The following is a 12,551-nucleotide window of genomic DNA, read 5'->3' as shown; positions in this document are numbered from 1 at the left end:
CGGCCAGTTGACGACCACAACCGAAGTCGACAACTGGCCCGGCGATATCGAGGGTTTGCAAGGACCGGCGCTGATGGAAAGAATGCTTAATCATGCCGAACGCTTCAATACCGAGATAATTTTCGACCACATTCACACGGCCGACTTGTCCGCCCGCCCTTTCACCTTGACCGGCGATTCCGGCACCTATACCTGCGATGCGCTGATTATTGCAACCGGCGCTTCGGCGCGATATTTGGGCCTGGAATCCGAGGATGCTTTCAAAGGCAAGGGGGTGTCAGCTTGCGCCACCTGCGACGGCTTTTTCTACAGGAATAAACCCGTTGCGGTCATCGGCGGCGGCAATACGGCTGTTGAAGAAGCGCTGTATTTGTCCAATATCGCATCGAAGGTCACTGTCGTGCATCGCCGCGACAAATTCCGCTCCGAAAAAATCCTCTCCGACAAGCTCCTTGAAAAATCGCAAAACGGCAATGTCGCCATTGAATGGAATCATCAGCTGGACGAAGTGCTGGGAGACGACATGGGCGTTACCGGCCTCAGGATTAAAAACGCTCTGGACGGTTCAACCAAAGAACTGGATGTGCACGGCGTATTCATAGCCATTGGTCACACGCCCAATACCGGTCTTTTTGAGGGTCAACTGGAAATGGAGCACGGCTATATTAAAGTCAAAAGCGGCATTCACGGAAACGTCACTGCCACCAGCGTTGAAGGTGTATTTGCTGCCGGCGATGTGATGGACTCTGTTTATAAGCAAGCCATTACTTCAGCGGGCGCAGGCTGTATGGCGGCACTGGATGCGGAAAAATTCCTTGACGAGTTAGTCGGTTAAACTACATTTGGACATAATGACTGCTCTAGTCTTTCCGCTCCATACTTTAAATTAGACCATGCGACTGACCGTTCTTGACCCCTTAAATCCTGAGCAGGATTTCCCCTTGGCGCACCAAGCTCTCCGCGAACCGGACGGCTTGATTGCGGTCGGCGGCTGCCTGTCCCAGCATCGACTGTTGAACGCCTATCGCCATGGAATATTTCCTTGGTATAACCCCGATGAGCCTATCTTGTGGTGGTCGCCGGACCCGCGCCTGGTTTTATTTCCGGATAAACTGATTATTTCCCGTAGTTTGCGCAAAACCCTGCGTAAAAGCATTTTTTCAGTAACCTTTGACCAAGCCTTTAATGAAGTTATTGCCGCCTGCGCAAACCCCCGTAAGGACACCGCAGGCACTTGGATAACAGCAGAAATCAATGTCGCTTATAATCAGCTGCATCAGGCCGGATTTGCTCATTCGGTTGAAACCTGGATTGGCGACGAACTGGTTGGCGGATTATACGGCGTCGCGCTGGGACAGGTTTTTTTTGGCGAGTCCATGTTTCATACCAGAACCGACGCCTCTAAAGTAGCTTTTGCCACCCTGGTTCAGCAACTTAAATCCTGGGATTACCAGTTGATAGACTGCCAAGTGCATACAACGCATTTGGAAGGCTTTGGCGCCCAAGAGATTGAGCGGGACTGGTTCATAAAACTACTTGATCAATACTGCGATAGCCCTGCCAGCCCATCCGCCTGGCACGCTCAATAACCGCCGTTTAATCAATTTTCCCATTGACTGTGCGCTGCATACGGTAAACGGTAAGACCTATATTCGCCTGCTGGGAAAAGTATTTAAAGGCGCTAAAATCTTCTTCAGTTAACGGTTGGTTAGTAATCCCTCGATCGGCATAAATTAGCCCGATCGGTATATTATTGGAAAAAACCGGCATCATAAAACATTCATTTTTTCCGACCACATTGATATCCCTGAGCATGTAAAGCTTAGTGTTAACCAAAGGTTTGGCCCAGAACGCTTGAGTACCGGCCAGAGCATGGAAAAAAATATTGGGGGGTGTTTCCGAAACATTGAAAACGACCTTGTTTTCATACGAATCCTTGCGCCAGCCCAATGACAGCTTTTCTTTAAGTGACTGTTTATCGGAGACTAACAGGGAAAAGATAGTTCGATCCATGCCGATACCCCGATGAATCCCCTCAAGCACCGTTTCAAGCAACAAATTGATATCGATTTGGTCGCTTATTATTGAGACTATGTCTTGCGAAATATGAAGTTGCAGTTGTTTTTTATCAATATCCGGCGCTGGCTCTTCCAAGTCGACAGCATTATTTAGACGGCTTTGAATGAGCATGGCGGCATCGGTGGCGCCAAATTGGCAAGCCATATCAGAGGCATTAGCCGTATTATTTTGGAGCTTTTCAATTATGTCTTTTTGAGGCTCCTTGGTAAGAGCCTCGATCTTCCTGATACAAGCATTATACTTTGCTGAACTTGCTCCTTCTTTTAACGCCTCGGTAATTTCATACCCTAAGTGAACCAAACCAACTCTGGGATTTTTAGACTTTACCCCCGGCTTGATAGATTCCTCAATCAAGCCGCCTAATTTCCAGGCTTTACTTAAGCAAGTGCCCAGTTCCGTCAATTTAAAGCCTAGCACTTGTATTTCCGCTTCTTCGCGACTGCACTTTCCTTTATTTATTAAAGCTTGAATGCGCTCTCCCTGTTCACCGCAAAAACACCAGAAAGAGATACTGCCGATATGATTAAGTAACGTGGCAATAAAAATTTCTTCCGGCAGTGAATCGTTTGCCGCTATCGCTATGGACTTTGCATGCACCGCAGCATGAATAGCTTGAGCTATTTCTTCACTGGCCTGCTGTTTGTTGATCGCAGATAGGATGCATTCTAAAAAGGAACAAACCAGTGTTAACTCACGAATAACCTCGGAACCAAGCATAATAATGGCCCGTGATACAGTAACCATTTTCTGGCGCGACGGATTGTAATGAGGCGTGTTACTGATTTTTAATAACTTAACCGTCAGATTCGGATCCTGCAAAATAACAGAAGCCAATTCCATAGCACCTTTCCTATCATCGCTCAACACGTCATGAACACTTAATGCAGTATTGGAAAATATCGGCATTTCTTCATTACATAACACGTGCGTCCACTCACTAAGGGAGCGGGGCTCCGCTATAGTTTTGGAAGAAACCGTTTCCGTGTCCATTTCGATTAAATTAAGTTCTAGAGGATTATTCTTTGGTGTCATTTGGTAGTTTACCAGTCATACTTCACTTTAAGCCTTGCCAAGCAAGCGGCATTTTTCTCGTGCCGACAAAACGGCTTTTGCGGCTTGGTTATTGATCCGTTCTCGCTAAAAGCTTTGTAACAGGACATTTATAAGGCCCTAATATCAGGCTCAATCTTATCCTTCCGCTTTGAAGCGAATGTTTCACAATAACATATCAACAAATGTAGCTGTTTTTGCGAGACTTTAGCTCAATTATATATAGAATAAATCTCTATTCATATTACTTTCATACGGCACTTCTTTAATCTTTAGTTTTTGAAAGAATGCGGCAGCCGAAGCTGGCTGCCCCTCGTATTAAAGGACATTAAAAGCATATTCCATGCCTACCCTTGCCGTTCGACAATGCCAAAAACCAACAGAACTACAGCTAAAAATAATTGGATACTGCAGCTTAATCTTACGCATCTAAAAACGGCTGGGACTGTCCCGCCAAGGCTTCAAGGTTATCCTTATCCAATATACCGACACTAAATGATCAAACAGATTAACCGTTTTAACGCAGCCACAACATAACACATGGGTTTTCTATGTTTTTATAACGTTTTTTAGGTTAAAATAGAAAACTTTCGAAGCTGGACGAGTGAGCAGCGATGGTGACCCAAAAAATGCACCTCACTCGGCTTTGAGCTATCAGCATGTACCTGACGCATTTCATCCACTCCGATGGCTACCGCCACCGCGGTCTTAGGTTGTATGACTGCGATTATGATATGTAGCCCACCGCCCCGGTACGAGTCCTCAGTAGACGTTCATAATTTGAGCGTTTATCGAGAACGGTCACCAAAAAGTTTTTTATGCCCAACTTTAGAGTAAAAACATGACAGATTTAGCGCATTACAGAAACATCGGCATCTTCGCTCACGTCGATGCCGGCAAAACAACGACTACCGAGCGAATTTTAAAACTCACCGGTAAAATCCACAAAATCGGCGAAGTGCACGATGGCGCGGCGACCACAGACTTCATGGAACAGGAGCAGGAGCGCGGTATTACCATTCAGTCGGCTGCAACGACTTGTTTCTGGAAAGATCACCGTTTTAATATCATCGATACTCCGGGACACGTTGACTTTACTATTGAAGTTTATCGTTCATTGAAAGTTCTTGACGGCGGTATCGGCGTCTTCTGTGGTTCCGGCGGTGTTGAACCTCAGTCAGAAACCAACTGGCGCTATGCCAACGATTCTGAAGTATCCCGTGTTATCTATATCAACAAACTGGATCGCATCGGTGCCGACTTCTACCGCGTAGTTAAACAGGTTGAAGAAGTGCTCGGCGCTGTGCCATTAGTTATGACTTTGCCTATCGGTACTGAAGATCAATTCTCCGGCGTGGTCGACCTGCTGACCCGCAAAGCCTGGATATGGGATGATTCCGGGGATCCAATGAACTACGAGATCAAAGACATTCCTGCCGACATGGTGGCTGATGCTGAAAAATGGCGCGAAAAAATGATCGACCAAGTTGCCGATCAGTATGACGATGTCATGGAAAAATACCTGGAAGGTGAAGAACCTGATATCGACACTATCAAACGTTGTATTCGCAAAGGTACGATTAACCTGGATTTCTTCCCGACTTACTGCGGTTCGTCTTTTAAAAATAAAGGCGTGCAGTTGGTACTTGACGCGGTTATCGATTACCTGCCTTGCCCAACTGAAGTTAAACCACAGCCCGAAGTTGATCTGGAAGGTAACCCAACAGGCACTTTTGCTATCGTTGATGCCGACAAACCGCTACGCGCGTTGGCATTCAAGATTATGGACGATCGTTTTGGTGCGTTAACCTTCTTGCGTATCTACTCAGGCAAACTGGAAAAAGGCACTTCCGTACTGAATACTTTCACCGGTAAAACCGAGCGTATCGGCCGTATCGTGGAAATGCATGCCGATGCCCGTAATGAACTTGATTCAGCTCAAGCGGGTGACATTGTTGCCGTATTGGGTATGAAGAATGTACAAACCGGTCACACGCTGTGCGACCCTAAATTCCCTGCAACACTGGAACCGATGGTCTTCCCTGATCCCGTTATCTCATTAGCGATTTCACCAAAAGACAAAGCGGCTTCCGAAAAAATGGGTATCGCGCTGGGTAAAATGATTCAGGAAGATCCGTCTTTCCACGTTGAAACCGATGAAGACAGTGGCGAAACCATTCTTAAAGGTATGGGCGAGCTGCATCTTGATATTAAAGTCGACATCTTAAGACGTACTCACGGCGTTGACGTTATCGTTGGTAAACCTCAAGTGGCCTACCGCGAAACCATTACCAAATCGGTTGAAGACGAGTACACCCACAAGAAGCAATCAGGTGGTTCCGGTCAATACGGTAAGATCAATTACATTATCGAGCCAGGCGAGCCAGGCAGCGGTTTTGTGTTTGAATCAGCGGTTACCGGCGGTAACGTGCCACGCGAATACTGGCCGGCGGTTGAAAAAGGCTTTAAGAGCATGTTGGATAAAGGCGTATTGGCCGGCTTCCCTTGCTTGGACTTTAAAGTTATCTTAACCGACGGTGCTTTCCACGCGGTTGACTCATCTGCTATAGCGTTTGAAATTGCTGCGAAAGCGGCTTTCCGTCAATCGATTCCAAAAGCAGGACCGCAATTGATCGAGCCAATCATGAAGGTTGATACTTTTACGCCGGCTGATCATGTTGGTGATGTTATCGGTGACCTTAACCGTCGCCGCGGCATGATCAAATCTCAAGATGCAGGCGCAACCGGTGTTCGTATCAAGTCGGATGTACCGTTGAGTGAGATGTTCGGTTACATCGGCGACTTGCGCACCATGACTTCAGGTCGCGGTCAGTTCTCCATGGAATTCTCGCACTACTTACCGTGCCCGAAGAACGTGTCAGAAGAAGTTATCAAAGAAGTGAACGAACGCAACAAAAAGAAATAAGCTAGAAAGAGGTACGTCGGGCAGCTCGCCTGCCCGGCTACATCCTCCCCCATCGCTATTCCTCTATTCCAACAGTGCTCCCGCAATCAAGCGCACTCGCTTTTTCAAGCTCATAATTTCCTGCTACGTTTTATAGCCTGTAGCCATTAACGGGTGCTGGAGTTATATAAACTGTTGGCATAATGTTGAGGCCGACACATACCATCACTCCAAAAATGAGTGATGACATACATCGAAAACTACTCATGCCTTAAGTCGGCCGAGACAGTTTTGATGTTCATTGAAGCTAACGCCTGCGTCAGGCATTGCCTGAAAACAGGGTTTGTTAGACGAACGATCTGGCGAGTATAAGAGAAAAATCAAGCATCCTGACTTTGCAATCCTTGACCACGCACCAGGTTAAGGCCGCCGCAGGATTTTGTCGTACCGTTTTAAAACAAGCTTATTTCCTTCCGGACAAAAAAGGCACAAAAACAACCGGTTCCAACTTTTCAACCTCATAGCCGCTTTCGGTACGCGTTACCCTCTGTAACCGCTGGCTGCCGCCCTTGCCGACAGGAATAACCATCACGCCGCCGATAGCCATTTGCTGCAACAGCATTTCCGGTATTTCGGGAGGTGCCGCAGCAACCAGAATGCCATCATACGGCGCATGATCCAGCCACCCCCAGCCGCCGTCACTGTGCACGTAGCTGACATTTTTTAATTTTAAATCCCATAGCCGATCTTTGGCCTTTTTTTGCAAGGGCGCGATTCTTTCAACGGAATACACATGATCGACTAGTTGGGCCAATATTGCCGTTTGGTAACCGCAGCCGGTGCCTATCTCCAACACTTTTGGCAACCGGTTCGATGACGAAAACAACAACTCAGTCATTTTTGCGACAATATAAGGCTGAGAAATCGTCTGGTTGTAACCAATCGGCAGTGCAGTATCTTCATAAGCCCGGCTGGACAAAGCCTCATCCATAAAAATATGCCGAGGCGTATCGCGCATGACAGCCAGAACTTTATGATTTCTGATGCCTTGATCCATTAACCGCTTAATCATGCGCTCACGGGTGCGCAAAGAGGTCATGCCTATGCCTTGCAGGCTCTGAATCATATTGCACGCTCCGGCAACCAGGCCTTTAAATCATTGATTCGTTCATATCGGGTCAAATCCAGCTGTAACGGCGTAACCGACACGAAACCTGCATTAACCGCGTGAAAATCCGTTCCGGGACCGGCATCCTGCTCCGCTCCTGGCGGCCCTACCCAATAAATAATACGCCCGCGAGGATCTTCGCTTTTGATGACCGGCTCCGATTTATGACGCTGACCCAGCCGGGTTGCCTGATAGCCCTTTAAGTCTTTAATAGTGACATCCGGCACATTGACATTAAGGATGGTATCTTCCGGCAAGGGATTATTAATCAATTGCCGGAGCAGCGTCACAGCAACGTAGGCAGCGGTATCAAAATGAACCGGGTTACTGCCCACCAGCGAAATAGCAAGGGCAGGCAAACCTAAAAATCGACCTTCGGACGCCGCTGCGACAGTACCCGAATAAAGCACGTCATCGCCCAAATTGGAGCCATGATTAATCCCCGCAAAAACCATATCCGGCTCGTTTTTCAATAAGCCGGTTATTGCCAAATGCACGCAATCGGTGGGCGTTCCGTCAACTTTTATGAACCCGTTGTCCGCAACATAAGCACGCAACGGCATTTCCAGTGTTAACGAATTACTTGCCGCACTACGGTTTCTATCCGGTGCGACTACCGATATATCAGCATGCGCGCTCAATGCATTGGCTAATGCATTGAGTCCTTCAGCCAAGTACCCGTCATCATTACTTAACAAAATATGCATTATCAATCGCCCTGAAGCCGATTAAGCTATAAAATCAGACATATTAGCAACAATACACAACAAAATCAGCTTTCGTGGCAAAAAAAAACCTTACTCCAGAAGATAGAGATCTATTTCGTCAAGCCATTGGCAAAGTACACGTTGTAAAAAGCGATAAAGTGCTATTAACAGCGGATATCAGACCCAAACCCTACCCTAAGTCCCAAGCTGTTAACGTAGAAGAACACTTGAACGCCACGGCTGAGTTTGATATTGAAAAAGTCGGGCTTGAAGACTCACTGAGCTATATGGCTGCCGGGCTACAACATAATGTGCTAAAAAAGCTGCGCAAAGGGCAATTCGGACTGGATGCGGAAATCGACCTGCATGGGCTCAGCAGCACTGATGCAAAACGGCAACTGCTGCATTTTCTGCATGACTGCGTAGAAGACGGCTGCCGCTGCGTGCATATCGTCCACGGTAAAGGCTATCGTTCGGCCGACAACCATCCCGTACTGAAAAACAACCTGAACTTATGGCTGAGACAGCATAAAGACGTACAGGCTTTTTGCTCCGCACCACCCAAAGACGGCGGAACCGGGGCGGTTTTTGTGCTGCTTCAGTTAGCTGAAAAGTATGGCGCTTAGAAGCATGCCCTGCCTTACTCTTATTTCAAATCGGCAGAGCGGAGAAAGCGTCTAATTCTTCCACAGCGGTAGCCGTTCGGCGTATCAGCTCCAGGTTACAATCCAGCTTCATCATGCCGCCCACCGCAAGCGTGACGACCATCGCTTCAAAGGCATAAACCAGATGAGCGCGATACCGTTGCGCCAACTGGGTGTTATCGACATCTACCACCCCATTGTCCGCCAACGCTTGAGCATATTTGACCAGCAACTCCGCCTCATAAAGCCTCCGGGTTTCCGCACTCAGCGCAGTAGCCAGAAAATAAGCCACATCGCTGACGCCTTCGCCTATGCGAACCAGCTGCCAGTCAAGAAAACCGACCTTGGACCTGTTATTGTTCCAGAACAAGTTACCCGGATGACAGTCATGATGAACCAGCGTTTTGGGTGCGTCGGAAAGAAAACGCATCGCGGCCCGACGATGCCGCGCATAATGAATAGCGGGAACGTGCAGAGTCGAAGGTATATGTGTTCCGGCCAACCGTAAGCCGCGTTTCATCAGCGGTACGGCCAAAGCCGTGCCCAGAAAATCTTCCAAAAACCGGATCGGTCCCGCCAGCCAGCGGTATTTAGGATCGAGATGCACGCTGTTCCAAAACCGCGCATGGCTACAGGCAAGCTGCTCGACAACCAAAGCCGCTTGTTCAAACGTCAAGGTATCGCTGGCGGCACTGGGAACTCCGTCGAATTCAGCGATATCGGCAAGCACCAGCGTCGAGCCTCGGCCGAACCGGCTTTGCGCCGCCAGACAGACAGGCTTGCTAAGAGGAACCGCCTCCGCCAATTCATTATAAAAACGCACTTCGGTCTGAAGCAGCCTGGGTAACGCAGTAATCAACCACGCCCGCCACGTCAATGACGGCAACTTTACAAACCACCGGTTCGGCAGCGTGTTCGGGCCATTATGCCCGACAGCGACGCAAACACGCGTTGTCGTGCCAATGTCTACGGCAACCACATCCACATTGGCAACGATGGTGTTGTCGTCATGTTGATTAACAATGTGCTGGGCCCAGGAAACCGTTAAGTCGTCTGGATGGCGCACGAGAATGTTCTGCTTCATTTTTGTTATTAGTAGCTTTTGACGCTGTTTGCAGCTGATTTGAGCTATAGCGATGACTCAAGCAGCTCTTAGTAATGCGGAGGGGCTTCCTCGACATTCTCTCCGGCACTGCCCTCGACGGACAGGCTTTTAATCCGCTCATTAAGCATTTTGCACGTAGCTTCCAGGCGGTCGATCTGCTGCTGCTGCCCGGCGACTATCTTGTTCAATTCTTGCAGCAAATCTTCCTGATAAGCGACCTTTATTTCCAATTCAATGATTCGTTCGTCATTCATACAGGGACTTAGATAACTTTTGAAAATTGTTGTTGTTTTTGTGCCAGATATTTATCGAACACCATGCAGATATTGCGGATCAGCAAGCGACCGGCGGATAACACTTTAATGCCTTGTGCCGACAGCATCAGCAAACCGTCGGCTTGCATCGGTGCTAATGCTTCAATTTCCTTGGCGAAGTAATCGCTAAAGTTAATGTCGAATTGCTGCTCGATAGCGGCAAAGCTCAAGTCGAAATGGCAAATCAGTTGGGTGATCACGGCGCGGCGCAGTTTGTCGTCATCGTCCAGCTCGACGCCTTTAAAGACCGGCAATTGTCCTTGGCTGATCAGTTGATCGTATTCGTCCAGCTCTTTGACATTCTGGATATAGGCATCGCCTACCCGGCCTATCGAAGTAATGCCCAAGCCCACCAGATCGCAATCCGAATGCGTGGAATAGCCCTGGAAGTTACGGTACAAGTGTCCCTCGCGCTGCGCGACGGCAAGTTCGTCATCGGGTTTGGCGAAATGATCCATGCCGATATAGACATAGCCCGCTTCGGTCAGTCTTTGCCCCACCATCTGCAAAATAGCCAGCTTGACGTCGGGCGTCGGCATATCGGCATCGTTGATTTGGCGCTGGGTTTTAAACCGTGCCGGCATGTGAGCGTAGTTGAAGATCGAGAAGCGGTCCGGTTCTACCGCCAGGATTTTATCCAAGGTCTTGGCGAAGGTATCGACCGTTTGCAGCGGCAATCCATAGATCAAATCGATATTGGTTGAGCGGAAACCTTCGGCTCTGGCCGCTTCTAAAACGCTGAACGTCTGCTCTTCGCTTTGCAGGCGGTTGACGGCTTTTTGCACGCCCGGATCGAAATCCTGTAGACCTAAACTGACCCGGTTAAAGCCCAGTTCGCGAAGCTGTCTCATGGTCTGGCCGTTGGTTTCGCGAGGATCGACTTCGATTGAATATTCGCCCTTATCGTCGTCCCTTAACTGAAAATGCTCGCGGGTTACCGCCATCAGGGTAAGCATCTGCTCGTAACTTAAAAAAGTCGGCGTGCCGCCGCCCCAGTGCAACTGATTGACGACCCGGCCGGAGTCGAACAAATCGCCCTGCATCGCAATTTCCTTGCACAGATTCGCCAAATAAGGTTCCGCATGTTTGCGGTTTTTAGTAACGATTTTGTTGCAGGCGCAGTAAAAACAGACAGTGTCGCAAAATGGGATATGGAAATACAGCGACAGCGGCCCGCCTGCGGCATTGGATTTTGCGATGTGCTGCCGATATTCCCTGTCGCCGAAGCCTTCATGCAGCTCCAGTGCAGTCGGATACGAGGTATAACGGGGGCCGGCCTTATCGTAACGGTTGATCAGACCCAAATTGAATTTTATAGACTGATCCATCATTTTACTTGGCTGTTAATGATTACTTTATGCGGGCTTTTATCGTTCAGAGCCACCTGCTCAACAACGCCGATCAAATCGCCGGGTTGTTGCATCGCATCGCCGGATTTGGAAATGCGCGCCAGCAATTTGACTTGCTCGAAATTCGATAACTTCATGGTCGGCATCATTGCCATCGCATCCGTCAAACTGACGGTTAACGGCAATTCAAAAACCTGTTTACGCACGATAGCCAGCGGCATTTTGGGGCCGGACAAGGCCTGAGCATAAATAAAGACGGTGTCGTTAGGGCTGGCCGATTTTTGCAACTCGGGTGCCAAGCTTACCTGAACATTAATACTCGCGATTGGCGAGGAGGGCGGAAGCGTCGCAATCGGTTGCTCAGGTTTTGATTCCGCTTGCTCGGCAGCGCCTTCCGGTATCTGGGTGGCAAGTTTTGCCAGCAGGCCTTGTATTTCCTGCTGGGCTTCGGATCCCGGCGGCAGCTGCGCCTCAAGTTTTGTCCACAAATCCATTGCCGCCGCAAAATCGCCTGTTTGCGCTTTGGCCATGCCGCCAAGCCACAGGCCGGTCACGTTATTAGGCTCCATCGCCAAGGCTTTAAACACCAGTTCCGTGGGTTTTCCGGCCATCTGCTCATTGTTGGAAAAAGCCAGGGCATCGGCGTAAAGCAGCATGATTTCCGGCTGCTCGCCTATTAACTTGTAGGCGTGTTCAAACGCTTCGGCAGCTTGAGGATATTGTTGCAAATACTTGTAGGATCGGCCTAACATCGTCCAGCCCATCGCATCGTCCGGCTGTTTTTTCAGGCGCTCCGCAAGCCCGGCAACCATGCTTTTCATCTTCTCCAGTTCGGGTACTGCCGGATTTGCCGCGGCTGTTTGATTTTCCTGCGTTAATGACTGATAGTTGCCGAGTGTCCAATAAAGCGAACCCGCCACAAAAGGGATTGCTAAAACCAGCACCAGCGCTATCCACCGGCCGGGCGACGTTGCTTCATTGACATGACTCTCTATATCGAGATCATCGCTCAAAGCCTGTTCAAGTTCGACCAACTGCTCATCGTAAAGCGCCTGAGTTAATGCGCCTGCTTGCAGCTGTTCCTTAAGCTCAGCCAATCGCTGCCTAGCAATGGCGATATTACGCTGGTCCTGGTCGGCTGCTGCAACCGAATGTTTCCGCCACAACGGCGGCAGCACAATCAAGAAAGCGACCAAGATCATTACGCTGGCAATCAGCAAAAATAACATA

At 48.9% G+C, this 12,551-nt stretch carries 11 protein-coding genes; 4 read left to right on the top strand and 7 right to left on the bottom strand.

Annotated features, from left to right (window positions below):
* Both trxB and aat read left to right on the top strand, forming a co-directional pair.
* Positions 1 to 835, top strand: an 835-nt coding sequence (trxB, locus tag M0R47_RS03075; protein WP_292550146.1) for a thioredoxin-disulfide reductase, incomplete at its 5' end; no start/stop codon positions are given.
* Positions 836 to 893: 58 nt separating this feature from the next.
* Entirely contained in the window at positions 894 to 1,589 is a 696-nt protein-coding gene (gene aat, locus M0R47_RS03070; RefSeq protein ID WP_292550143.1) for a leucyl/phenylalanyl-tRNA--protein transferase, read from the top strand.
* 7 nt (positions 1,590 to 1,596) lie between these two features.
* On the opposite strand, the gene M0R47_RS03065 is transcribed toward aat, so the two are convergent.
* A complete protein-coding gene (locus M0R47_RS03065; protein WP_292550140.1) occupies positions 1,597 to 3,111 on the bottom strand; it encodes an HDOD domain-containing protein in 1,515 nt (504 codons plus the stop codon).
* Between the two features lie 859 nt (positions 3,112 to 3,970).
* Between M0R47_RS03065 and fusA the strand changes: the two genes are divergently transcribed.
* Complete coding sequence (gene fusA, locus M0R47_RS03060) at positions 3,971 to 6,055, top strand: elongation factor G (RefSeq protein WP_292550137.1); 2,085 nt, start codon at positions 3,971 to 3,973, stop codon at positions 6,053 to 6,055.
* Positions 6,056 to 6,497: 442 nt separating this feature from the next.
* Here fusA and M0R47_RS03055 read toward each other — a convergent pair whose 3' ends face one another.
* Together M0R47_RS03055 and surE are read right to left on the bottom strand one after the other, a co-directional pair.
* Positions 6,498 to 7,160 (bottom strand): protein-L-isoaspartate(D-aspartate) O-methyltransferase, encoded by a 663-nt coding sequence (locus M0R47_RS03055; RefSeq protein WP_292550134.1) that lies wholly within the window; start codon positions 7,158 to 7,160, stop codon positions 6,498 to 6,500.
* Positions 7,157 to 7,909, bottom strand: a complete 753-nt coding sequence (gene surE / locus M0R47_RS03050; protein WP_292550132.1) for a 5'/3'-nucleotidase SurE — start codon at positions 7,907 to 7,909, stop codon at positions 7,157 to 7,159. Before surE ends, M0R47_RS03055 begins: the two co-directional genes overlap by 4 nt.
* 74 nt (positions 7,910 to 7,983) lie before the next feature.
* Here surE and M0R47_RS03045 point away from each other — a divergent pair, with 74 nt between their 5' ends.
* Positions 7,984 to 8,535: a Smr/MutS family protein gene (locus tag M0R47_RS03045; protein ID WP_292550129.1), complete on the top strand. Its 552-nt coding sequence runs from the start codon at positions 7,984 to 7,986 to the stop codon at positions 8,533 to 8,535.
* A 25-nt stretch (positions 8,536 to 8,560) separates the two neighbouring features.
* Here M0R47_RS03045 and M0R47_RS03040 read toward each other — a convergent pair whose 3' ends face one another.
* From M0R47_RS03040 to ccmI, 4 genes are all read right to left on the bottom strand, one after another.
* Positions 8,561 to 9,619, bottom strand: coding sequence for a phosphotransferase (locus tag M0R47_RS03040; protein ID WP_292550126.1), 1,059 nt, complete (start codon positions 9,617 to 9,619; stop codon positions 8,561 to 8,563).
* 86 nt (positions 9,620 to 9,705) lie between these two features.
* The gene (locus M0R47_RS03035; protein WP_292550123.1) at positions 9,706 to 9,912 is read right to left on the bottom strand and encodes a SlyX family protein; all 207 of its coding nucleotides are present in this window, start codon (positions 9,910 to 9,912) and stop codon (positions 9,706 to 9,708) included.
* Between the two features lie 8 nt (positions 9,913 to 9,920).
* Positions 9,921 to 11,300 (bottom strand): oxygen-independent coproporphyrinogen III oxidase, encoded by a 1,380-nt coding sequence (hemN, locus tag M0R47_RS03030; protein ID WP_292550171.1) that lies wholly within the window; start codon positions 11,298 to 11,300, stop codon positions 9,921 to 9,923.
* Positions 11,300 to 12,550 carry a c-type cytochrome biogenesis protein CcmI gene (ccmI, locus tag M0R47_RS03025; RefSeq protein ID WP_292550168.1) on the bottom strand — a complete coding sequence of 417 codons (1,251 nt, stop codon included), beginning with the start codon at positions 12,548 to 12,550 and terminating at the stop codon, positions 11,300 to 11,302. Before ccmI ends, hemN begins: the two co-directional genes overlap by 1 nt.
* Between the last annotated feature and the right edge of the window lies 1 nt (position 12,551).

This window comes from Methylobacter sp., from assembly GCF_023227905.1.
In the GTDB taxonomy this organism is placed as follows: Bacteria; Pseudomonadota; Gammaproteobacteria; order Methylococcales; family Methylomonadaceae; genus Methylobacter_A.
This window is presented reverse-complemented; position numbering and strand designations above follow the sequence as displayed.

Coding starts and splice junctions, on each gene's coding strand:
- M0R47_RS03055 (WP_292550134.1), bottom strand. CDS start 7,160: ATGATTCAGAGCCTGCAAGGCATAGGCATGACCTCTTTGCGCACCCGT.
- aat (WP_292550143.1), top strand. CDS start 894: ATGCGACTGACCGTTCTTGACCCCTTAAATCCTGAGCAGGATTTCCCC.
- M0R47_RS03065 (WP_292550140.1), bottom strand. CDS start 3,111: ATGACACCAAAGAATAATCCTCTAGAACTTAATTTAATCGAAATGGAC.
- surE (WP_292550132.1), bottom strand. CDS start 7,909: ATGCATATTTTGTTAAGTAATGATGACGGGTACTTGGCTGAAGGACTC.
- ccmI (WP_292550168.1), bottom strand. CDS start 12,550: ATGTTATTTTTGCTGATTGCCAGCGTAATGATCTTGGTCGCTTTCTTG.
- hemN (WP_292550171.1), bottom strand. CDS start 11,300: ATGGATCAGTCTATAAAATTCAATTTGGGTCTGATCAACCGTTACGAT.
- M0R47_RS03035 (WP_292550123.1), bottom strand. CDS start 9,912: ATGAATGACGAACGAATCATTGAATTGGAAATAAAGGTCGCTTATCAG.
- fusA (WP_292550137.1), top strand. CDS start 3,971: ATGACAGATTTAGCGCATTACAGAAACATCGGCATCTTCGCTCACGTC.